The sequence below is a fragment of the uncultured Dysosmobacter sp. genome, assembly GCF_947631165.1.
In the GTDB taxonomy this organism is placed as follows: domain Bacteria; phylum Bacillota; class Clostridia; order Oscillospirales; family Oscillospiraceae; genus Oscillibacter.
In genome coordinates this window covers 86,417-107,024 of sequence record NZ_CANRKH010000002.1, presented here as the reverse complement: position 1 = coordinate 107,024, position 20,608 = coordinate 86,417, and the positions used below count along the sequence as shown (strand labels likewise).

The window sequence follows — 20,608 nt, the reverse complement described above, 5'->3', positions numbered from 1 at the left end:
CAAACCTGGACTGTACTTCAGCCACAATCTGGGCGATTTCCTTGGATTCATCGGGTGCTAGGCTGTACCTTCCGCACACAGCAGTCCTTCCTTTCAGGGATGAAGATTCCTCTGTCCTCATATACTGAGGGCATGGAACCGGTCATTTTTCATTCGGATATGAACAATTTCTATGCCAGTGTGGAGATCCTGTTCGACCTCACGCTGAAGGGGAAGCCAGTGGCGGTGGCCGGTGACGAGGAGGCCCGCCACGGCATTGTGCTGGCCAAAAACGATATTGCCAAAGGCCTTGGCGTTCACACCGGCCAAGTGCTGTGGGAGGAACGGCAGCAGTGTCCGGGCCTTGTCTGTGTCCCGGCCCACTATGACCGCTACCTATACTTTTCTGGCGCGGCGAGGGAGATCTACACCAGCTACACTGACCAGGTAGAGCCCTTTGGCCTGGACGAGTGCTGGCTGGATGTCACCGGCTCCACTGGCCTGTTCGGGGACGGCCCCACCATTGCCAACGACATCCGCGCCCGCATCCGGCGGGAACTGGGGCTGACCGTCTCGGTGGGCGTCTCCTTTAGTAAAGTATTCGCCAAACTGGGCTCAGATATGAGAAAGCCGGACGCCACCACCGTCATCATGAAGGAAAACTTCCGAGAGACCACCTGGGCGCTGCCGGTGAGCGACCTGCTCTATGTGGGGCCCGCTACCACACGGAAACTGGTCCGGTTTGGGATCACTACCATCGGGGGACTGGCCCAGACCAATGTAGACCTTCTCTACTGGCTGCTTGGCAAGAACGGGATCATGCTTCACCGCTTTGCCCACGGCATGGACCGATCCGGCGTGCGGCCCTACTACCTGTCTCCGCCCATCAAAAGCATCGGCAACTCCACCACCGCGCCCCGGGACCTGGTGAGCCTGGACGATGTGAAAATAACCCTGATGGCCCTCTGCGAGAGTGTGGCAGCCCGGCTCCGGGAGCAGGACTGTGTCTGCACCACGGTGGCGGTGGGGATCCGGGACAACCGGCTGATCCACTATGACCGGCAGATCAGACTGGCCCGTCCCTCAGCGAATACGATGGATCTCTGGGAAGCGGCGGTGGAGCTGTTCCGGCGGCACCACACCGACGGCGGCCCAGTGCGGAGCTTGTCGATGAAAGCAAGCGGTCTGTCTCTGGCGGAGGGGATGGAGCAGATGTCCCTCTTCCCGGAGGAACAGAAAGCCCAGCGTCGGGCTGCGATTGACCGGACGCTGGACAAGCTGCGGGCAAAATACGGCTATTTTTGTATCCGTCGGGCAGTCACGCTGCTGGACCCGGCACTGGACCTGGACGCCAAAGGGGATCACATCATCCATCCCGTGGGATTTCTGGGAACACTTCGCGAGTAGTCAGCATCGTATAAATTGGAGCGTGGTTAAAATTCTTTGGGGTACGGGTTTAGTTGTAAAACCCATGCCTCTGGTATTGTTTGTTCAATCAAGCTGCGGTTTAGGTTATACCAGCTTTTACACTTATCCAGAATGATGGCATCTGAGGTCACCACATTTTCCATGCGGGAGAGCAGGCCGTCCACGCTGGGGTGCAGCTCTACCTGGACCTTCACGGCCTGCTCAGCCGCCTGTTCCAGCAGCAGCGCCCGCAGCCGTCCGGAGTTGGACACCTGCTGATCCAGGTAGAACAGGGCCTTTTCCACCCCCAGCGTCTCCAGCCGGGACAGTAGCAACTCTACCGCTTTTACCGTTTTGTCCACGATGCGGTAGGTCCCCCGCAGCCCTGCCAGATCCCGGATGGTGCCGTCCATCCCTGCCAGCAGCAGGGAACCGGACAGGGCCACCTCCAGGGTGATAATGGTGTTGAAACCGTCCAGGACCAGCTCCTCGGGGGCCTGAAGCAGCTCCTTCCGCCGACGCTCCGCCAGCGCCGCGTCTGTGGAGGTGATCCGGGCCAGGGCCAGCCGCTGGCGCTCGCTGAGCAGGTGGTGGTTGCCGATGAAGGTGGACGCTGATTTTACATCATAGCCCCGATTCAGCAGGAAGCGCAGCTCCTGTGCGGCGGCGTTTAGCCTGTCCAGCGATTTTGGCCCGAACTCAGCCGCGTCCTTCGGCTCATAGCCACGTCTTACCGTTTCCATATCATCTTCCCCCACCAATCACACATCATTGCTCCACAAATCTATCTTTTTTCTCTGTTCAAATTCCTGTATTTCTTCCGGGATAGCAGGACGAATGCCCTCTTTGCCACAGTCTTGGCAGCGGTCTGTGGGAGATACCCTGGAGAACAGGAAGTGGCAGTGATCACACACATATATCATTTTCCTCGCCTCGCTTTCGTGCTCACTCAGTTTAGCATGAAGCGGAGGCTTTTTCAATCTATGACCAACCGGAAAGGAGGCCAACCGCATTGAAATGCCAGCTAAAATACAAGTGGGTCAAGCTCCCGCGGGACCAAATGCCGCCGGGCAAGGGGATCATGGGCGCATGGGCGCGGCTGGCCTCCAGAGACCGGGGCGGAGACGCCGGACACCTGCTGGAAGATATCATCTAACTGGAACTGCTCCGGCGGGGCTATGAGGTGGCCATCGGCAAGCTGGGCGATAAGGAGATCGACTTCATCGCCACCAGCTCGGGAAAAAGCGGTATATCCAAGTGACCGAGACCATGGCCGTGCCGGTGACCCGGGAGCGGGAGCTTGCGCCGCTCATGGCGATGCAGGATAACTATGAAAAAATGGTCATCACAATGGAGTCCGCGCTGGATAGCGACATTGGCGGGATCAAGCTCGTAAACGCGCTGGATTTTTTGTTGGATGCGGAGACTTGACCGGCCAAATTGATTCTTTTGTGGGCGGAGTTCGCTATGCGGGCTCCGCCCTTTGTATTTGCTGAAGGAGGTCTCAATATGAAAACGGCATTCCCCAAAGTTTTTCGGTAAGGACGGCTGACCGTGGCCTTTCTGGCCGCCCTGATCCTTTCCCTTTCACTCTGTCCCGCCGCTCTTGCGGACACAGACGGCACCGAGCCTAAGATCACGAATCAGCCCGACTAGCTCGTGCTGCAGCTGGGCGCCTAAACTGACCGGCCCGGGCACAAGGGTGCCTTTTCCACCTATGCCTACCTGCTGATCCGCAACGAGATCTATACCCAGCTGGAGTATGCCACCCGACGCGGCAGGGAGCTGGCCACTGATCCGGAAGAGCTGCCCTACACATTACTGGATGATGATAGCGTGGAGCAGGCCGAGTCCTGCAATGTGCTGCTCAGGCTGCTGGAACAGGGGGAAGCCGGTGCGACCGGTGTCATTGCAAAGGGGTTCCAAGCCATCCGCCTGCTGGCAGATGGATACTCCAATCGGGAGATCAGCGAGCGGTTTGGCGTGCCCGCTGACCATGTGACGGCTTGGGTGGCCAAGGTCAGAAAAAGGCTGCGAGAATTAAACTGCAATCAAGCATTGGAGGAATTTTGATAGAGCAGGTAAAGCTGATGAAGCCACTTTTTGATGGAAACAATTTTAATCAGGCAGGGCGCAGGATGCGGGCGGCTTTTTGGGGGAAGGTCACTAACGGCACAGTATGTTATCGCCTGTGGCAGAGTACCGGTAAGCCAGACATTTCATATCCCAGAACGGAAAATGACAAGTATCTCCTGTATGTTGAGATCAATGAGTATCTGGTGCCGCTGCGGGAGACCGGGAACAGCTATGAGATGGATATCGACCTGCCCGGCTTCAAGAAGGACGAGGTCAGCGCGGATCTGAAGGACGGCTACCTGTCCATCAGCGCCGCCAAGGGACTCGACAAGGATGAGAAGGACAAGAAGGGCAAATACATCCGTCAGGAGCGGCATGCCGGGGCCTGCAGTCGCAGCTTCTATGTGGGCGAGGGTGTGGAGGCCAAGGATGTGTCCGCCAAGTTTGAGGACGGCATTCTGAAGATTTCCCTGCCCAAGCAGGAGCAAAAGCAGCTGCCCAAGAGTTCCGCCATCGCTATCGAGTGATCCGATAGTATGACAAGAGGCGGCTCACAGCCTATAACATGTAAAGGGAGGTCCCGGGAGTGATTGCTTTTGGGGCCTCCCTTTATTTCTGGCCTGTGTAGATCATCGACCTTGTTGTTTTCCTAACACTTGCACCTATGAAAAGGCTGGGGCGCTACAACCTGTGTTTATGAGTTGAAATCAAAACAGTAGGCTGCTCCGCTCTCGTTGTAGTGCTCGTTGGGGACCCATAAAACAGATCTGTCTGTCAGGTTGTAGATTACGCTGTGAACGGTGCAGCTGTTGCCGTCATCATTGTCCCATTTTCTGCGGCCCACAATGGACAGGATATCCATAGCCGCGCTTTCATCCGCAACAACGCCGTCCGTCCGGGCCAGCTCCTGGCTGATACGTTGATAACGGTCATATCCCTTTTTCTGTTCATCCGACTGATAATAGCCGGGCTGAAGGATAAAGTTGGTGATCCACTGGTAGTCGCTGACTCCCTCGGCAGTCCCAATGTGGCTGTCTGCATCGTTGTAGGTCACTACCAGCTCCCGTTTGGAGCCATCGGTATCCTCTGCGCCGCCCGACGCGCCTACCCATTCCAGAATGGCGCTTTTCCCACTGGCGTCGGCCACCATGTAATGATAGGAGGTCTTTGCAGAATCGTGCAGGTCATAACTGGAAGCGATCTCCACCGCCTCCTCCACATCGTCCGCATAGTCCAAGATCAGCCGCAGCAGCGTGGTGGAGGTCAGATCGGGCCGGTCCGTGTTTTGATCCGTGGGTACTCCGTCCCCCTGATAGGTCATGTAAATGCCGCAGGCCACCCCCACGTCATTGATTCCGTCCAAGGGAATGTAGGGAACGGCCAGACAGGTGATCCGGTCCACCAGCCCGTCTATGTTTTGATCCACGTCCAAGCCCAGGAACTGGAGGTCTACTGTGGAGATGGATGCGTGACGCCCCTCATTGGCCTGGGTGCGCACAATACAGGTATTCGTCTTGGAGAAGTCGTAGTTCCGTGCAAACAGCCGGTCGCCGTCCTCTGTGGCGGCGGTAAAGGAGGAGCAGGAGATCTCCGATTCGCTGATATTCATGGGGATAAGCCCCTTGGTAATATTTCCGGTAATAAAGGAGATCAGCTCCCGGTCGCTTTTGGCCCCGCCCTGGGCAATGAACGCGTCTAAGTAGAAGCCCCCCTTGATGTCCATGGAGTAGACAGCGCCGTCCTGATGGCTGTCATCCCGCTCCCGGAGCAGGGTCATACTGGTCAACGAGCCGATCTCGTTGTGCCAAAGGGCAAATATGACAATGACCAGAGCAAACATCAGGATGGCGGCAGCAAGGATAAGGCAGAGGAGAGTTTTCTTCCAATGCTTTTTGGGTGTAACTGATTGTTCCATTGCAGGTTCCTCACAATTCATAAATGTTCATAAAATTTATCGCAGAAACAGGTGCAGCAGTTTCCCGTACAGCTTCTTTTGATAGGGCTGGTAGCGCATGGGCAGATCCATCCAGGTCTTCTTGTCTACAATGCTCTTGCAGTGAGAGAAAGCGTCGAAGCCGGTCTTGCCATGGTAAGCCCCCATGCCGCTCTCGCCTACGCCGCCGAAGCCCATCCCGCTGGTGGCCAGGTGAATGACCACGTCGTTGACGCACCCGCCGCCAAAGCGGAACTGGGACATAGCCTGCCGGATGCGGGCCCGGTTCTCGGAGAACAGGTAAAGGGCCAGGGGCTTGGGCCGATCCGCCAGCCGTTCGTACAGTTCATCGAAGCGGTCAAAAGTGAGGATGGGCAGGATGGGTCCGAAGATTTCCTCCCCCATCACCGGGTCGCTGTTGGCAACGCCGTCCAGAATGGTGGGCGCGATCTGCAGCGTCTCCGGTGATGTCTGTCCGCCGGCCGCCACCTTCTCCCTGTCCATGAGTCCCAGCAGCCGTTGGAAGTGCTTTTCGTTGACAATCCTGCCGTAGTTCGGATTTTTCAAAGGGTCCTCCCCATACTGCCTTACGATCTCTCCGCGCAGCGCATCCACCAGCTCGTCTTTGATGCCGCTCTGACAGAGAATATAGTCCGGGGCCACACAGGTCTGTCCGCAGTTGAGGTATTTCCCAAACACGATGCGCCTGGCCGCCAGCGGGAGCTTGGCGGTCTCGTCCACGATGCAGGGGCTTTTCCCGCCCAGCTCCAGCACGGCCGGGGTCAGGCGTTCCGCCGTGTGCCGCAGGACCTCCCGCCCCACCGCCTGACTGCCTGTGAAAAACACAAAGTCGAATTTCTCCTCCAGCAGGGCGGAATTTTCCCGCCTGCCCCCAGTGACCGCCGCCACATATTCAGGAGGGAAGCACTTCCCGATCATTTCCGCCAGCAGGGCGCTGGTGGCCGGGGCGTAGGCGCTGGGCTTGACGACGGCGGTATTGCCCGCCGCGATGGCGTCCGCCAGAGGGTCCAGCGTGAGCAGGACCGGATAGTTCCACGGGCTCATGATGAGGGTATTGCCATAGGGGGACGGCTTCTGAAAGCTCCGGGAGGCAAACTGGGCCAGCGGCGTCCAAACGGTACGCTCCTTCACGAAGCGGTTTACATGGCGGAGCATGTAGCTGATCTCGCTGCACACAAGCCCGATCTCGCACATGAAGCTCTCATACCCGCTTTTGCCCAGATCGGCGGCCAGGGCGTCCGCGATCTCCGGCTCATAGCGGTCTACCGCATTTCTCAGCCGCTGGAGCATCTCCTTTCGGAAGGATACCGGCAGCGTAGCCCCGGAATGGAAAAACCTGTGCTGATTCTCGACAATTTCATGAATATTCAATGTCATTCCCCCCAATCTGCCGCTCTTTCATAAAACAGCCCCAGCTCCTCCGCGTCCATCAGCCGGGGTACGGGGTAGAGAGGGTTGGCCTCCCGGGCGGCGTGGGCGGCCATATGAGGGACATCCACCCTCCGGATCTCCGGCAGCTTTTCCGGGATGTTCAGCCGCCTGTTCAGGCTGCGGATGGCAGCGATGAAGGCCGCGGCTCCCTCTGCCTGACCGTCCGTTTCCTTCACCACTCCGGCGCTCCGGCCCAACTCCCACAGCTTGCGGTGGACGCAGGGGCCGTAGATCTCAAGCCCGATGGGCAGCAGCACCGCATTGGCCAGACCGTGGGGCGTGTTGTACTCCCCGCCCAGGGAGTGGGCCACCGCATGGACGTAGCCTACATAGGACTTGGAGAACGCAATGCCCGCAATGTGCGCGGCGTGGAGCATATTTTTCCGGGCGGTGAGGTCGTTGCCGTTTTGATAGGCGGCCTCGATATTTCCAAACACCAGCCGCACGGTCTCCAGGGCCAGCCGCCGGGTCTCTTCTGTGGTGGAGCCGCCGATATACGCTTCTACCGCATGGGTCAGCGCGTCCATACCGGTGGTTGCGGTGAGAGCGGGGGGCAGGGTACGGGTCACCGCCGGGTCCAATACCGTGTAGCGGGGGATCATGGTGAAATTGTTCATAGTGTACTTGTGCTTCCGCTCGCTGTCGGTGATGACAGCGGTGACGGTCACCTCGCTGCCGGTGCCGGCGGTGGTGGGGATAGCGATCAGGGGCGGCAGGCGGCGAAGCACCCGCAGCAGTCCCTTCATCTGGTTGACGCTCCGCTTGGGATAGACGATCCTGGCCCCCACCGCCTTGGCGCAGTCCATGGAGGAACCGCCTCCAAAGGCGATCAGGCACTGACATTTTTTCGCCAGATACTGCTCTCTGGCCTCCTCCACGTTGTGTACGGTGGGGTTGGCGCGGGTTCCGTCATAGACTGCGCAATGGCATCGGGTCTGCTCCAGCAGCTCTTCCAGCGGCCTGGTCATGCCCGCTTCCCGCAAAGGGCGGTCTGTTACCAGCAAAACGGAATGGATATTGAGCTGATCCAGCAGCGCCGGGATGCTCCGGATGCTGTCAAACCGCTCCGGTTCCCGATACGGCAGCAGAGGCATCGCCAGCCGGAAGGCCAGTTGAACGGTTCTGCAATAACACTTCATCAGCGGGTTCATCATTGCGGAAGCCCCTCTTTGCTGAGTGCTTTCAAGTTCGCTGTGATAGAAGTCAGCACCCTGTAGAATGTCTCCCGCGTTTCCCCCGATAAATCTCCACCTGCCAGTTCAACCGCCAGACTGGCCCGCTTGCAAAGCTGTTCCGCCACGGCTCTGCCGCGCTCTGTCAGCTTGAACAAGCCCCGATACAGGCTTTTGTTTACGACCTCCTTGACCACAAGCCCTTTTTCCTGCAGGACCGCCACCGCACGGGAGAGATCCGACTTGTCTTTGCCGCACAGCTCGCACAGCTCCGGCCCGGTGATCCCGTCCTCATACCGGTACATCACGGTCAGATATGTGGCGTAGGGTCCTTTCAGTCCATAGGGCGACAATTCCTCTTCCGCCAGCTTGTGCCAGCACCGGGATATTTCAAAGATAGATAATGTAAACTTCTCAAATCGCTCAATCATGTCTGTTCCTCCTGTAACATGCCAAGAAGTTGTAAATTCAACTTCTGTATTATACAAATAGAAAGTTGAATTGTCAACTAACGATATTCCACAGTTTTTCCTTCCATGCATGAATGTGGAAGGGGATTGTTTTAAAACTGGAGCTGGCAGAGCAAATGACTTTTGAACACTTGAATAGATTTTTGTATGTGAACCTGTTCAAGGGAATTGCCGTGGGGAACCTGCCGCGCCCTGCGCCCAGAGGCTGGAAGATCACGGAGCGGGAGTATGTACGGAACCTGGATGAGCTGTAACTGATCAAGGGCTGGATATGAATTGATTCTGAAATACCTTCCTGAAAATGCCACGGACATTGTTTCGTCAAAATGCCCATGTGTGACACACACGTTGTGCTTAATTCCTAAAAATATAGATTAAATTACAAAATAGTGGACGAAAATATCGGGTTTTTATATAGTTATTGCCATTGACAAAATGACGGAAACTACGTATGCTGAGGTCAACACAAGGGAGTGCGAACGGAAAAACGTTCACACTCCCTTGTGTTTTTCCAGAAGAACCACTCGTGTTTAAGGAGGAATTATGATGAAACAAAAAAATTTGCTGAGCCTGTTCCTGGCCTGCTGTCTGGCCTTTACTCTGACCGCCTGCGGCGGAAAAACCGAGGAACCCGAGGCCGGCGGCGGAGATGCCGCGCCGGCCGAAGAAGCCTCCGGTGAAACCATTACCCTGGGTATGATCGGCCCCTTGACCGGCAGTCTGGCCGTTTACGGCACCCATATTGAGAAGGGCGTGAAGCTGGCCATTGACGAAATCAACGCCGCCGGCGGCGTTGCCCTCAGCGACGGTGCCTGCCAGTTGGCCGTGGAAACCAAGGATGACCAGGGTGACCCCACGGAGTGCGTCAACGCCATGAACGCCCTGATCTCCGACGGCATCCAGCTTGTGGTCGGTTCCGCCACCTCCGGCTGCACTTCCGCCATCACCTCTGTGGCGAACTCCGAGGGTGTGGTGATGATTACCCCATCCGGCACGGCAGACTCCCTGACCACTGCTATGGATTTTGTGTTCCGTACCTGCTTCCGTGATTCTTTCCAGGGTGAACTGGCTGCTCAGTGGGCCAAGGACGAGGGCTATACCAAGGTGGGCATTGTTTACTGCTCCGCCGACACCTACTCCGCCGGTCTGCGGGACGCTTTTACCGCCGCCTGCGGTGATAAGGGACTGGAGATCGTAGCCGAGGAATCCGTGGCTACCATGACCGAAGTGGACTACACCAACCAGTTCAACAAGATGGTCTCCGCCGGAGCCGAGATGGTATTCACTCCCTTCTACTATGACGTCATGGGTCCCTATCTAGTGCCCCAGGCCCGCAGTGTGGGCTTCACCGGCGTGCTGCTGGGCGCCGACGGCGTGGACAACACCGAGACCACCATTCCCGACGGCGCGGATCTTTCTGTTTACAACGACGTGTACTTCGTGAACCATTACTCTACCGAACTGGCGGCCAGCGATGTTTCCACCAACTTTGTCAAAAACTATGAGGCCGCTTACGGCGAGACTCCCAATAACTTTGACGCGCTGGCCTATGATGCGGTGTATGTCTATAAGACTGCCATGGAGGCCTGCGGCGCCTCCGATGCCGCCAGCGTCCAGGCTGCGCTGGCCGACACCAGCGCCGCCTATGACACCACCTGCGGCAGCTTCTCCTTTGATGAGACCGGTACCCCCATCAAGAACGGCGTGCTGATGGGTTACACTTATACCGCCGGTGACGAGGATGTTTCCAAGATCACTGTCAAGGCCCTGAGCCTGAGTTGACTGATTTAAAGGTGAGGGGGAGGCGAAACGCCTCCCCCTCCACCGATTTTCCGCTGATTCAATAGGAAAGAGGGAACGATCCTATGATTACATTTATCCAGTTTCTTATCACGGGATTACGGCTGGGAAGCGTCTATGCCCTGATCGCCCTGGGCTATACCATGGTCTACGGCATCATCAAGCTCATTAATTTCGCCCACGGTGATTTCATTATGGTGGGCGGCTACTCCTTGTTTTTCACCATTCCCATCATGATGAACGTGGGGATACCCGGCTGGCTGGCGGTGGTGCCCGCCATCGTGGTCTGCGCCTGTGTGGGGATGTTGGTGGAGCTGCTGGCCTACCGGCCCGTCCGCAAGACCGGCAACAACCTGACCTGTCTCATCACCGCTATCGCCATGAGTTTTGTGCTGGAAAATCTGGCTCAGGCTATTCCGGCCATCGGGCCGGACCCCAAGGTGCCCTACACGCTCTTTGCCAAGACCATCTCCGTGGGCGGCGTCGCCATCAGTCACGCCACCATCATCACGGTGGCGGTCTCCGCCGTCATCATGGCGGCGCTGTACTTCTTCACCCAGAAGTCCCGCATTGGCTGCGCCATGCGCTGTGTGTCGGAAGACAAGGAAGCGGCTACCCTTATGGGCATCAATGTCAACCATACCATCATCGTCACCTTCGGCATCGGCGCGGGGCTGGCAGCGGTAGCGGCGCTGATGTACATTGCCCAGTATCCCAAGGTGTTCACCACGATGGGCGCCACTCTGGGCATCTATGCCTTTGTGGCAGCGGTGCTGGGGGGCATCGGCTCCCTGCCCGGCGCTGTGCTGGGCGGACTGCTGATCGGCATTGTCCAGTCCGGTGCCAACACCTATATCAGCTCCTCCATGTCTGATACCTTTGTCTACCTGATCCTCATCATCGTGCTGATGATCCGGCCCGCCGGTATCCTCGGAAAGAATGTAGGTGAAAAAGTATGAAACAGACTTCTATCAAGGCCCGCTATCTGGTCAACCTTGCGGCAGCGCTGCTTCTCTTCGCTCTGGCTGTGGTCATCGGCATGACCGGCGGCAGCACCATGAAGCTCAAAATCACGCCTTCCCTTTGGCAGTGCAGCTATCTCATCATCATGGCGGCCTCGCTGAATCTGGTGCTGGGGTTCCTGGGGCAGCTCTCTCTGGGCCACTGCGGCTTTATGGCCGTGGGCGCCTATGCTGCGTCACTGTTCTCCCTGGCACTCCAGCGGGCGGGCTTTTACACGGAGAAATCGGGACCCGCTTTTATGCTGGTGCTGCTGCTGAGCTTTCTCATCGCCGGCGCGTCCGCGGCGCTGCTGGGGCTGCTGGTGGGCATCCCGGCCCTGCGGCTGAAGGGCGATTATCTGGCCATCATCACGCTGGGCTTCGGCATGATCATCGTCAACCTCATCAACAACCTGCCCTTCTGCGGGCAGCAGGGATTGTCCCAGGGCTCCGCCTCCTCGGCTCTTTATGCCACCGGTCTGGGCTTTTCCAACGACGAGAAAATGCAGTATCTGTGGGTGGCGGCACTGGTGGTCATCCTGTGTATGACGGTCATGTTCATGTTCGTCCGCTCCAAATACGGACGCTGTATCCGGGCGATCCGGGACAACGAGATCGCCGCCGCCGCCTCCGGCATCAATGTCAGCTATTACAAGGTGATGACCTTCACGATCTCCGCGTTTTTCGCCGGGATCACCGGCACCCTGTACGCCTGCTGCAACGCATCGCTGTCCACCACCTCATTTGCCTTTACCAACGGCTCCATTCTGAACTCCGTGTTCATTGTGGTCATGGTGGTGGTGGGCGGCATGGGGTCCCTCACCGGCTCCGTTATTGCCGCTGTGGTGCTGTTCCTGCTGAACTACACCATCAAAAACGGGGCCTGGGTGGCCGCATTGCCCGCGTTTTTGCAGAATGTATTCACCTACCCCATGCTGGTCTACTCCATCGCCCTGATCGTGGTCATCATGTTCCGGCCAAGAGGCATCATGGGCAGCCGGGAATTTGCCCTGTGCGATATCCCCAAGTGGCCTGCATGGATCAGTTCCTACTTTGCATCCCGCGGGCTGGAGAAATCCGCAAAGAAGGAGGCGGCAAACCATGGCTGAGAAAATCACGCCCGTTCTGGAAACGAAGAAGCTGGGCATCTCCTTCGGCGGCCTCCACGCGGTGCAGGATTTCAACATCCAGATCTACTCCGGCGAGCTGGTAGGCCTCATCGGTCCCAACGGTGCCGGAAAGACCACAGTGTTCAACCTGCTCACCGGCGTCTATGTGCCCACCGAGGGTACCGTCCTGCTGGACGGCGTACCGCTGAATGGAAAGAAGACCCATCAATTCGTAGAGGCAGGCATCGCCCGCACCTTTCAGAATATCCGGCTGTTCAACGACATGACGGTCCTTGAAAATGTCAAAGCCGCCTGTACAAAGGACATCCATTACAATCTGCTGGATGCCACCTTCCGCACATCGAAATTCTGGAGGGCGGAAAAGGCGAGCACAGACCGCTGCATGGAGCTGCTGGCCATCTGCCATCTGGAGGACAAGGCGGATCTCCTGGCCTCCAGCCTGCCCTATGGCCAGCAGCGAAAGCTGGAGATCGCCCGGGCGCTGGCCACCAACATGAAGGTTCTGCTGCTGGACGAGCCGGCCGCGGGCATGAACCCCACGGAGACGGCGGAGCTTCTCTCGTGCATCAATACCATCCGTGATCGCTTTGGCGTGGCGATCCTGCTGATCGAACACGACATGTCCCTGGTCATGAATGTCTGCGAGCGTATCCAGGTCATCGACTACGGCCAGACGATTGCTTCCGGCTTACCGGAGGAGATCGCGAAAAACCCAAAGGTCATCGCCGCCTATCTGGGCGAGTAAGGAGGGAGAACCATGCTGGAAATCAAAGACCTGAATGTCTTTTACGGTGCGATCCACGCCCTGAAGGGCATCTCCCTTACCGTGGGGGACGGAGAACTGGTCTCCCTTATCGGCGCCAACGGCGCTGGAAAAACGACTACTCTGCATACGATCTCGGGCCTGCTGCGGGCCTCCTCCGGCTCCATCGTCATGGATGGCTACGATCTGCAGAAGGTTCCCGCCAACACCATCATCGGCATGGGCCTGGCCCATGTTCCGGAGGGGCGCCATGTGTTTGCCCGCATGACAGTGGAGGAGAACCTCCGCATGGGCGCGTACATCATCAAAAACCAGAAAAACATCTCCGAGAACCTGGAGAAGGTCTACAGTCACTTCCCCCGGCTAAAGGAGCGGCGCCGCCAGCTGGCAGGCACCCTCTCCGGCGGCGAGCAGCAGATGCTGGCCACCGGCCGGGCACTGATGACTGGCCCCCGCATCGTGCTGATGGACGAGCCGTCCATGGGCCTTAGCCCCCTGCTGGTAAAGGAGATCTTCGCCATCATCGAGGAGCTGCACAAAAGCGGCATCACCATTCTGCTGGTGGAACAGAACGCCAAAATGGCCCTGGCTGTCAGCGACCGGGCCTATGTGCTGGAGACCGGCACCATCTCCATGGAGGGAAGAGCGGCGGACCTGGCGGCCGACGATCGGGTCCGCAAGGCATACCTGGGCGCATGAGAGGAGGAAAAACAATGGAAAAATTCGTGATCACCGTGGCCCGCGAAACCGGCAGCGGCGGCCATAACATCACCCGCAAACTGTCCGACGTCCTGGGGATCCCCTATTACGACCGGGACCTGCTGCGGAAGGCGTCGGAGGTCAGCGGCATCCACGAGCGGCTGTTCGGCGCGGCGGATGAGCGCATCGGCCTGAAGGAGATGCTGTCAGCGGCGGAGAAGGTCTATACCGGCGAGATACTGCCGCCGGACAGCGACGATTACATCTCGACCCGGAACCTGTTCAGCTTCCAGGCCAAGATCATCAAGGAACTGGCGGACACGGAGAGCTGCATCATCCTGGGCCGCTGCGCAAACTTTCTGCTGGCGGACCGCCCCAACGTGCTGCGGCTGTTTATCCACGCACCTATCGAGGCCCGACTGGCCCGGGTGTCCGCCTACTCCCTGGCCTGGAGCCAGCGGGAAGTAGCCAAGCATATCCGGGTGGAGGATAAGCGCCGCTCCGCGTACTACCACTACTATACCGGAGAAGAGTGGCGGGACGCTGCGGGCTACGACCTCTCCCTGGATTCCGAGCGGCTGGGCGAGGACGGCTGTGTGGCCCTTATCCAGCGGATGATCCCCCTGTTTGTGAAATAGAAAAGAGGTCCTCTCTATGCGTTTTTCTGATCGGATATCCCGGATGGATACCTCCGCCGTGCGAAACGTGCTGGCTTTGACCGCAAAGCCGGATATCATCTCCTTCGCCGGCGGTCTGCCCGCCCCTGAGTCCTTCCCCCTGGAAGCCCTGCGGAAAGCCTCTGACAAGGTCTATCTGACCAAGGGCACCGCCGCCCTCCAGTACGGCCCTTCCAAGGGCTTTCAGCCCCTGCGGGAAAAGCTGGCCCGGCGGCACCAAGCCCAGGGGATCGCCTGTGCCGCCGACAACATCCTGATCGTCAGCGGTTCCCAGCAGGGACTGGACCTGGCAGGCAAGGTCTTTCTGGAGCCCGGCGATCTGGTGATCTGTGAAAACCCCACCTACCTCGCCGCGTTGACGGTGTTCCGCTCCTATGGCTGCACGATTCTTCCCATCGAGACCGATGCGGACGGGATGATCCCGGAGGATCTGGAGCGGAAGCTGGCGGAAAACCCGGACGCCAAGCTGATGTATGTGATCCCCACCTTCCAGAATCCCACGGGAAAGACCTGGTCTCTGGCACGACGGAAGGCTGTTCTGGCGCTGGCGGAGCAGTACGGCGTTCCCATTCTGGAGGATGATCCCTATGGTGCGCTGCGCTACGAGGGCGAACCGGTCCCATCGCTGAAGTCCATGGACACCACCGGTATCGTCACCTATATGGGCAGCTTTTCCAAAGTCCTGAGTCCCGGCATCCGCCTGGGCTGGCTCATCGCCGCGCCGGAGCTGTTGGATAAATACGCCAGCGCCAAGGAGTGCACCGATCTGCAGGCCAGCACCATTTCCCAGATGGTGGTGGATACCTACCTGGAGGACAACGACCTGGACGCCAATATCCGCCATCTCAACGATCTCTATCGGGGACGGCGGGACAGGATGCTGTCCATGCTGGCCTCCGAATTTCCCACCGATGCCGCTTGGACCCATCCCTGCGGAGGTCTGTTCCTGTGGGTAACGCTCTCAGAGGGAATTGACACCACTGCCCTTATGCCCGCCATGACTGCCAATAAGGTGGCCTATATTCCCGGCATGTCTTTCTTTGCCAATGAAAATGTCCGCAACTGTCTGCGGCTCAATTTCTCCAATGCCACGGACCAGCAGATCACACAGGGAATGCGGATCATGGGAAAACTGTTCCGGGAAGCCGGATAAAGGGGGGGATCGCATGAAAATCGAAACGGTCAGTATTCTGGGTCTGGGCGCGGAGGGCAGCATCGCTTTCCGCGCCCTGATGGGAAAGCCCTGCCATGTCCGTATTTTGGCCCGGGGCGCACGGGCTGAACGGCTGCAAAGCCAAGGCATCATCATCAACGGCACACCGTATCCTCTTCACGTGGCCACACCTGGAAAAGAACCGTCTCCGCAGCTTTTGATCGTGGCGGTAAAAAGTTATCAGCTGGAAAGCGCGCTGGATGATATTGCTGCCGAGACCGGCCCGGAAACCGTTGTCATGAGCCTGATGAACGGGCTTACCAGCGAGGAGATCCTGGGAAACAAACTGGGGCCAGAGCATGTCATTTACTGCATGAGCCGTCTGAACGCGAAAAAAGTGGGACAGTATGTGGACTTTCAGCCAGTGGGCAGTATCTGTATCGGAGAAAAGGACGGAACAGTAAGCGATCGCGTCCAGTCCATCCATGACCTGCTGAATGGCTGGGTGCCCTGTGTGATCAGCCGGGAGATCGTATTGGACATCTGGCGCAAGTATATGTTCAACGCCGCCTGCAACACGGTGCAGGCCATCCTGCGGGCCACCCATCTTTGGTTTCAAAAGCTGCCGGAAGCCTGCGCCGCTCTGGAATGCGTCATGCGGGAGATCGTCCTTCTGGGAAACGCGGTGGGCGTACCGCTTTCCCAGGCGGATATCCGGGCGCTTGACGGCTATTTCTTGCCGTATCCCGCCGACGGCATGTGCAGCATGGCACAGGATATTCTGGATAAGCGACCGACTGAGATCGACATGCTGATCGGGGAGGCGCTGGAACTGGGACAGGCGCATGGAATGGAACTGCCGGTGTGCCGTTTTGTATATCACATGGTCAAAACGCTGGAGCAGGTAAATGCCGGAGCATTGGAGGAAACCGTATGACGAAATCTCCCCTTCGCATGGAATACCTGTTTGCCGATCCGCCCTATGATCCCGCCGTATCCCCCGCTGATTACGATATGCTCTGTGTGGAGAGCAGCGGTGCGGAACTGTATGGTGAGATCATGTGGCCGGACGGCAGCTTTTCACAGGGCCGGCCCTGCGTCGTGCTGGTCCACGGCTATCCCGGCGTAGCGCGGAACGATGATCTGGCCTTCGCCCTGCGTCGGATCGGCTGTGTGGTCATCACCATGCACCACCGGGGCGCCTGGGGCAGCCAGGGGAAATACCTCATCTCCAACTGTGTGCAGGATGTCGTCCGCATCTGTACCCATGTGCAAAGCCGCGGCTTTTGCGAGTCTTATCACACTGATCCCCATGCTGTGTTTCTGGTAGGACACAGTATGGGCGGAAACAGCGTGCTGCAGGCCGCCCGCCGTATAAAAGGCATCCGGGGGCTGGTGCTGCTGGCTCCCTATGATCCCACCTGTTTTTTGCAGAGAGGGGAAGGGGCACGGCTGATGAAACTGCTTCGGACGGGATATATTCTGCGCAGCGATGGATCGGGCGCGATCCTGCGGGATATACAAGGGCATTTGGCGGACTATGCTTTTGGAAATGCCTATCCCGACATCAAAGATCAAAACATCTGCTGCATTACTGGAACACTGGATCAGATCGCACCGCCGTGGATGGCGGCTCCACTGTGGAACAAGCTGGCCGTCCATGAGACAACGGCTATTCAAAGACTGGTGGAACTGCCTGTGTCCCATGGTCTCTGCGGCGGACGGATCGCAGTGATCGAAATAGTCGCGCGGTTTATAGACGATGTGTGTATGGCTGCCCAGTAGGATTCATTTGGAGGAATCCGCTGTATTGGCAAAAATGGCCCTGGACAGCTTTGCAGAAAAGCGGGGCGAGAATGCGGAAACGGGTCTCCAACGGAATCATGAAAAAGCGAGAGCACTCTTGTTGAGGATGCTCTCGCTTTCTGATTTGATATGTTAATGTACGTATGGCCGTATATATGGATGTTTTAGCAACAGCTTTTTGGATAGGTACTGTGTGAGGATGGCATACCGCTGAACTGTACCTGAGATGCCTTTTCAGCACGAAATACCTGCGGAGACAGCGAGCACAGAGATTGCCGTGCAGTGTCGCCGATGGGCAGCTCTTTACGGGGCTTGGCCTCGTTGCAGCCTCTTCAGTACGCACTCAGAGATGCAGCTCGTCGTTTCCGGATACCCGGAAGGCGATGAGCAGAGAGACCAGGGTCAGTACCGTCAGGATGGTGGAGAGAGCCGCGGCGGTGCCGTAACTGCCCCGTACTACCTCAGAGTAAACGGCCACGGAGAGCGTCCGTGTTTTCGTGGAGTACAGAATGACGGAAGAGGACAGTTCGTTTATCACCGTGACCCAGCTGAGGATGGCACCAGAGAATACACCCGGCAGCATCAGAACAGTCGTGATACGGAAGAAGGACTTCAGCGGCGAGACGCCCAGGCTGACGGATGCCTCCTCCAAAGAGGCGGGGATCTGGTGGAGAATGGCGGAGCTGCTGCGCAGAGTATAGGGCAGACGGCGGATGACCAGGGACAGCACCATGATGATGGCTGTTCCGCCCCACAACCAGGGCCGCTTATTGAAGGTCAGCAGCAGCGTGATGCCCAGCACGGAGCCAGGGATGATATAGGGAAACATGGAGGCGGTGTCGATGATGCCGGTGATAATATTCCTGCGGCGCACAGAGAGATAGGCGATGGCGACGCCCAGAATTACGATAATGAAAATGGCGGCGGAGCCCATGCGGACGGTGTTCCAGATGGCGCCGCCCAGGGTCTGGAAGGCCAGAACGTAGCTGTTCAGGGAGTATCCCTTCAGAAAGACCATACGGTTGGCGTTGAGAAAGGAGGTATAAATCACTGTCACCTGGGGGATCAGGGAGAAGAGGACCACGCCGTAGAGCAAAATGTGGAGAACCGAGCCGCGCCAGCCTGCCACAGGCTGGGCCGCTGGAGCGCGCATGCTGTTCATGTTGTAGCCCCGGCGGTCTACATAGAACTTTTGCAGAAGGAACAGGACCGCTGTGATGGCAACCATCAGGGCGGCCAGGGCGGCGGCGAAGCTGGCGTTGCCGCCCATTTCGTTGACAAACTCCGTGTAGATCAGGGTCGGCATGGTGACATAGCCCTCGCCGATGAGTTGGGGAGTTCCAAAATCCGCCAGGGCGTTCATGAACACCAGCAGCGCGGCGGACAGGGCGGTGGGCGCGATCAGCGGCAGGACGTTGCTGGTGATCTTGCGGATACCGTGGATGCCCAGGCTCTCGGCCGCCTCCATCAAAGACGGGTCCATCCGCTTGAGGGCACCGGACACATAAATATAAATAAAGGGATAGAGTTTCAGCGTCAGCACCAGCACGATGCCGCGGAAACCGTACACCGTGGGGATGTCTATGCCCAGGTGCTCCGCAAAGAACGTGGTGACCCAGCCGCTGCGGCCACACAGCAAGATCCAGGAGTAGGCACCGATAAAGGGAGGAGACATCATGGCGATGATGATCAAAAGATCCAGCACACCTCTGCCCCGCACCCGGAAAAAGGTCGTGCAATAGGCCAACGGAATGCCGATCAGCAGGGTCAGCGCAGTGACGCAGACCGCCACGGACAGGCTGTTCCACAGGGCTTGGTAGTAATACCTTTTGCTGAAAAACTTGACGAAGTTCTCCAGTGTCCACTGGCCTTCTTCCCCCTGAAAACCCGAAAGGAAGAGGCATAGCAGCGGCCAGAGCAAAAAGAGGCAGAAGGCCGCCAAAATGACCAGGGACAGTATCTGCCACACGTCCGGACGCCGCTTAACCATGGCTGCCACCGCCTTCCATCAGACTGCGGGACAGATCCTCTGTAAAGACGTTGACGCGCCCCAGGTCGGGCTGGAGGAACAGAACCTCTCCCGGCTCGTACATCCGGCAGCTCCCGGTGAAGTCCTGGGCATACTCGATGGGGGGATAGCCCGGCAGGGCCACGCCGTCGGCAAATTCCAGGACATAGTTGAGGGATTTTCCCAGGAAGGTGCGGCTGCGGACCACAGCCCGAAGACCGGAGGCCGCGGGAGACAGCTCCTCGGGCCGGATAGACAGCGCCACCTGCTGCCCCGGAGCAACCGCGGCCCCCACCGGGCGGGGAATACGGCTGCCGTCGGCAAATTCCAGGCAGTCCTCCCGCGCCGTCGCCCGGAACAGTCCGCTGCGGCCGATGAAGGTGGCCACAAAGCCGTTGGCGGGACGGGCGTAGATCTCCATCGGGGTTCCCACCTGCTGGATGACGCCCTGGTTCATCACGGCGATACGGTCGGAGATGGCCAGGGCCTCCTCCTGGTCGTGAGTTACATAGCAGGTGGTGATGCCCACCTGTTTCTGGACATCCCGGATGGCGCCCCGCAGGTCCAGGCGCAGCTTGGCGTCCAGATTAGAGAGGGGCTCATCCATCAGCAGGACGCTGGGATGGATGACGATGGCTCGGGCCAGGGCGACCCGCTGAAGCTGGCCGCCGGAGAGCTGGGCGGGCATACGGTCCTGGTATTCCCGGATCCGCACCACGTCCAATATTTCATCGACACGTCTGCGCACTTCCTCCTTGGAAACTTTGCGGGCGCGGAAGCCGTATTCCACGTTTTTGCGCACGCTCATGTTGGGGAAAATGGCGTAGTTTTGAAACACCATGCCGATGTTGCGCCGGTGGGCGGGGATGTTCATCATGGGACGTTCGTCAAAGTACAATTCGCCTCCGTCCACGCCGTTGAAACCAGCGATCATCCGCAGCAGGGTTGTTTTTCCGCAGCCGGAGGGACCCAGCAGGGTGAAAAATTCCTCGTTGCGGATCGTCAGCGACAGGCCGGGGATCACCGTCTGCCCGCCGTACCGCTTGACCAGATTGTTCATTGTAATGGAAACGCTCATGGAT

Annotated in this window: 22 protein-coding genes; 15 read left to right on the top strand and 7 right to left on the bottom strand. The window is 58.2% G+C overall.

All coding sequences use genetic code 11. The annotated features are described in order from the left end of the window. Positions 1-132 precede the first annotated feature (132 nt). Positions 133-1,386 (top strand): DNA polymerase IV, encoded by a 1,254-nt coding sequence (locus Q0Z69_RS01735; protein WP_298029251.1) that lies wholly within the window; start codon positions 133-135, stop codon positions 1,384-1,386. A gap of 26 nt (positions 1,387-1,412) precedes the next feature. Here the strand turns inward: Q0Z69_RS01735 and Q0Z69_RS01730 are convergent, their stop codons facing one another. Continuing rightward, entirely contained in the window at positions 1,413-2,129 is a 717-nt protein-coding gene (locus tag Q0Z69_RS01730; protein ID WP_298029249.1) for a DUF434 domain-containing protein, read from the bottom strand. 269 nt (positions 2,130-2,398) lie between these two features. Here Q0Z69_RS01730 and Q0Z69_RS01725 point away from each other — a divergent pair, with 269 nt between their 5' ends. From Q0Z69_RS01725 to Q0Z69_RS01710, 4 genes are all read left to right on the top strand, one after another. Further along, positions 2,399-2,542, top strand: a complete 144-nt coding sequence (locus Q0Z69_RS01725) for a hypothetical protein (RefSeq protein WP_298029247.1) — start codon at positions 2,399-2,401, stop codon at positions 2,540-2,542. Between the two features lie 101 nt (positions 2,543-2,643). Continuing rightward, the gene (locus tag Q0Z69_RS01720) at positions 2,644-2,817 is read left to right on the top strand and encodes a hypothetical protein (RefSeq protein ID WP_298029245.1); all 174 of its coding nucleotides are present in this window, start codon (positions 2,644-2,646) and stop codon (positions 2,815-2,817) included. Positions 2,818-3,222: 405 nt separating this feature from the next. Next, on the top strand, positions 3,223-3,459 hold the full coding sequence (locus Q0Z69_RS01715) for a helix-turn-helix domain-containing protein (RefSeq protein ID WP_298029243.1): 237 nt from the start codon (positions 3,223-3,225) through the stop codon (positions 3,457-3,459). A 17-nt stretch (positions 3,460-3,476) separates the two neighbouring features. Beyond that, positions 3,477-3,989 (top strand): Hsp20/alpha crystallin family protein, encoded by a 513-nt coding sequence (locus Q0Z69_RS01710; protein WP_298029241.1) that lies wholly within the window; start codon positions 3,477-3,479, stop codon positions 3,987-3,989. Between the two features lie 167 nt (positions 3,990-4,156). Here Q0Z69_RS01710 and Q0Z69_RS01705 read toward each other — a convergent pair whose 3' ends face one another. The 4 genes from Q0Z69_RS01705 to Q0Z69_RS01690 are packed head-to-tail and all read right to left on the bottom strand — an operon-like array spanning position 4,157 to position 8,450. Continuing rightward, positions 4,157-5,377 carry a carcinine hydrolase/isopenicillin-N N-acyltransferase family protein gene (locus Q0Z69_RS01705; protein WP_298029239.1) on the bottom strand — a complete coding sequence of 407 codons (1,221 nt, stop codon included), beginning with the start codon at positions 5,375-5,377 and terminating at the stop codon, positions 4,157-4,159. Between the two features lie 36 nt (positions 5,378-5,413). Beyond that, on the bottom strand, positions 5,414-6,793 hold the full coding sequence (locus Q0Z69_RS01700) for an aldehyde dehydrogenase (protein ID WP_298029237.1): 1,380 nt from the start codon (positions 6,791-6,793) through the stop codon (positions 5,414-5,416). Beyond that, entirely contained in the window at positions 6,790-8,001 is a 1,212-nt protein-coding gene (locus Q0Z69_RS01695) for an iron-containing alcohol dehydrogenase (RefSeq protein ID WP_367272199.1), read from the bottom strand. The genes Q0Z69_RS01700 and Q0Z69_RS01695 overlap by 4 nt, the downstream gene beginning before the upstream one ends. Beyond that, a complete protein-coding gene (locus tag Q0Z69_RS01690) occupies positions 7,998-8,450 on the bottom strand; it encodes a MarR family winged helix-turn-helix transcriptional regulator (RefSeq protein WP_298029235.1) in 453 nt (150 codons plus the stop codon). The genes Q0Z69_RS01695 and Q0Z69_RS01690 overlap by 4 nt, the downstream gene beginning before the upstream one ends. A 155-nt stretch (positions 8,451-8,605) precedes the next feature. On the opposite strand from Q0Z69_RS01690, the gene Q0Z69_RS01685 reads away from it, so the two are divergent. From Q0Z69_RS01685 to Q0Z69_RS01640, 10 genes are all read left to right on the top strand, one after another. Beyond that, positions 8,606-8,743 carry a hypothetical protein gene (locus Q0Z69_RS01685; RefSeq protein WP_298029233.1) on the top strand — a complete coding sequence of 46 codons (138 nt, stop codon included), beginning with the start codon at positions 8,606-8,608 and terminating at the stop codon, positions 8,741-8,743. Positions 8,744-9,032: 289 nt separating this feature from the next. Next, positions 9,033-10,271 carry an ABC transporter substrate-binding protein gene (locus tag Q0Z69_RS01680; RefSeq protein ID WP_298029231.1) on the top strand — a complete coding sequence of 413 codons (1,239 nt, stop codon included), beginning with the start codon at positions 9,033-9,035 and terminating at the stop codon, positions 10,269-10,271. Between the two features lie 86 nt (positions 10,272-10,357). Continuing rightward, positions 10,358-11,248 (top strand): branched-chain amino acid ABC transporter permease, encoded by an 891-nt coding sequence (locus Q0Z69_RS01675; RefSeq protein WP_367272202.1) that lies wholly within the window; start codon positions 10,358-10,360, stop codon positions 11,246-11,248. Next, entirely contained in the window at positions 11,245-12,399 is a 1,155-nt protein-coding gene (locus Q0Z69_RS01670; protein WP_298029227.1) for a branched-chain amino acid ABC transporter permease, read from the top strand. Before Q0Z69_RS01675 ends, Q0Z69_RS01670 begins: the two co-directional genes overlap by 4 nt. Then, positions 12,392-13,165: an ABC transporter ATP-binding protein gene (locus tag Q0Z69_RS01665; RefSeq protein ID WP_298029225.1), complete on the top strand. Its 774-nt coding sequence runs from the start codon at positions 12,392-12,394 to the stop codon at positions 13,163-13,165. The genes Q0Z69_RS01670 and Q0Z69_RS01665 overlap by 8 nt, the downstream gene beginning before the upstream one ends. A 12-nt stretch (positions 13,166-13,177) precedes the next feature. Then, complete coding sequence (locus tag Q0Z69_RS01660) at positions 13,178-13,882, top strand: ABC transporter ATP-binding protein (protein ID WP_298029223.1); 705 nt, start codon at positions 13,178-13,180, stop codon at positions 13,880-13,882. A 14-nt stretch (positions 13,883-13,896) separates the two neighbouring features. Further along, positions 13,897-14,520 carry an AAA family ATPase gene (locus tag Q0Z69_RS01655; protein ID WP_298029221.1) on the top strand — a complete coding sequence of 208 codons (624 nt, stop codon included), beginning with the start codon at positions 13,897-13,899 and terminating at the stop codon, positions 14,518-14,520. A 16-nt stretch (positions 14,521-14,536) separates the two neighbouring features. Next, complete coding sequence (locus Q0Z69_RS01650) at positions 14,537-15,712, top strand: PLP-dependent aminotransferase family protein (RefSeq protein WP_298029219.1); 1,176 nt, start codon at positions 14,537-14,539, stop codon at positions 15,710-15,712. Positions 15,713-15,725: 13 nt separating this feature from the next. Further along, complete coding sequence (locus Q0Z69_RS01645) at positions 15,726-16,649, top strand: ketopantoate reductase family protein (RefSeq protein WP_298029217.1); 924 nt, start codon at positions 15,726-15,728, stop codon at positions 16,647-16,649. Continuing rightward, entirely contained in the window at positions 16,646-17,497 is an 852-nt protein-coding gene (locus tag Q0Z69_RS01640; RefSeq protein WP_298029214.1) for a S9 family peptidase, read from the top strand. Before Q0Z69_RS01645 ends, Q0Z69_RS01640 begins: the two co-directional genes overlap by 4 nt. Positions 17,498-17,861: 364 nt before the next feature. Here the strand turns inward: Q0Z69_RS01640 and Q0Z69_RS01635 are convergent, their stop codons facing one another. Both Q0Z69_RS01635 and Q0Z69_RS01630 read right to left on the bottom strand, forming a co-directional pair. Continuing rightward, positions 17,862-19,508, bottom strand: a complete 1,647-nt coding sequence (locus Q0Z69_RS01635) for an iron ABC transporter permease (protein WP_298029212.1) — start codon at positions 19,506-19,508, stop codon at positions 17,862-17,864. Continuing rightward, positions 19,501-20,604 carry an ABC transporter ATP-binding protein gene (locus Q0Z69_RS01630; protein WP_298029211.1) on the bottom strand — a complete coding sequence of 368 codons (1,104 nt, stop codon included), beginning with the start codon at positions 20,602-20,604 and terminating at the stop codon, positions 19,501-19,503. The genes Q0Z69_RS01635 and Q0Z69_RS01630 overlap by 8 nt, the downstream gene beginning before the upstream one ends. Positions 20,605-20,608: the final 4 nt, after the last annotated feature.

What these genes read in the sequence shown, in the direction of transcription:
- Q0Z69_RS01735 (WP_298029251.1), top strand. Translation starts at nt 133, where the DNA reads ATGGAACCGGTCATTTTTCATTCGGATATGAACAATTTCTATGCCAGT.
- Q0Z69_RS01730 (WP_298029249.1), bottom strand. Translation starts at nt 2,129, where the DNA reads ATGGAAACGGTAAGACGTGGCTATGAGCCGAAGGACGCGGCTGAGTTC.
- Q0Z69_RS01710 (WP_298029241.1), top strand. Translation starts at nt 3,477, where the DNA reads ATGAAGCCACTTTTTGATGGAAACAATTTTAATCAGGCAGGGCGCAGG.
- Q0Z69_RS01705 (WP_298029239.1), bottom strand. Translation starts at nt 5,377, where the DNA reads ATGGAACAATCAGTTACACCCAAAAAGCATTGGAAGAAAACTCTCCTC.
- Q0Z69_RS01700 (WP_298029237.1), bottom strand. Translation starts at nt 6,793, where the DNA reads ATGACATTGAATATTCATGAAATTGTCGAGAATCAGCACAGGTTTTTC.
- Q0Z69_RS01695 (WP_367272199.1), bottom strand. Translation starts at nt 8,001, where the DNA reads ATGATGAACCCGCTGATGAAGTGTTATTGCAGAACCGTTCAACTGGCC.
- Q0Z69_RS01690 (WP_298029235.1), bottom strand. Translation starts at nt 8,450, where the DNA reads ATGATTGAGCGATTTGAGAAGTTTACATTATCTATCTTTGAAATATCC.
- Q0Z69_RS01685 (WP_298029233.1), top strand. Translation starts at nt 8,606, where the DNA reads ATGACTTTTGAACACTTGAATAGATTTTTGTATGTGAACCTGTTCAAG.
- Q0Z69_RS01680 (WP_298029231.1), top strand. Translation starts at nt 9,033, where the DNA reads ATGATGAAACAAAAAAATTTGCTGAGCCTGTTCCTGGCCTGCTGTCTG.
- Q0Z69_RS01670 (WP_298029227.1), top strand. Translation starts at nt 11,245, where the DNA reads ATGAAACAGACTTCTATCAAGGCCCGCTATCTGGTCAACCTTGCGGCA.
- Q0Z69_RS01665 (WP_298029225.1), top strand. Translation starts at nt 12,392, where the DNA reads ATGGCTGAGAAAATCACGCCCGTTCTGGAAACGAAGAAGCTGGGCATC.
- Q0Z69_RS01660 (WP_298029223.1), top strand. Translation starts at nt 13,178, where the DNA reads ATGCTGGAAATCAAAGACCTGAATGTCTTTTACGGTGCGATCCACGCC.
- Q0Z69_RS01655 (WP_298029221.1), top strand. Translation starts at nt 13,897, where the DNA reads ATGGAAAAATTCGTGATCACCGTGGCCCGCGAAACCGGCAGCGGCGGC.
- Q0Z69_RS01650 (WP_298029219.1), top strand. Translation starts at nt 14,537, where the DNA reads ATGCGTTTTTCTGATCGGATATCCCGGATGGATACCTCCGCCGTGCGA.
- Q0Z69_RS01645 (WP_298029217.1), top strand. Translation starts at nt 15,726, where the DNA reads ATGAAAATCGAAACGGTCAGTATTCTGGGTCTGGGCGCGGAGGGCAGC.
- Q0Z69_RS01640 (WP_298029214.1), top strand. Translation starts at nt 16,646, where the DNA reads ATGACGAAATCTCCCCTTCGCATGGAATACCTGTTTGCCGATCCGCCC.
- Q0Z69_RS01635 (WP_298029212.1), bottom strand. Translation starts at nt 19,508, where the DNA reads ATGGTTAAGCGGCGTCCGGACGTGTGGCAGATACTGTCCCTGGTCATT.
- Q0Z69_RS01630 (WP_298029211.1), bottom strand. Translation starts at nt 20,604, where the DNA reads ATGAGCGTTTCCATTACAATGAACAATCTGGTCAAGCGGTACGGCGGG.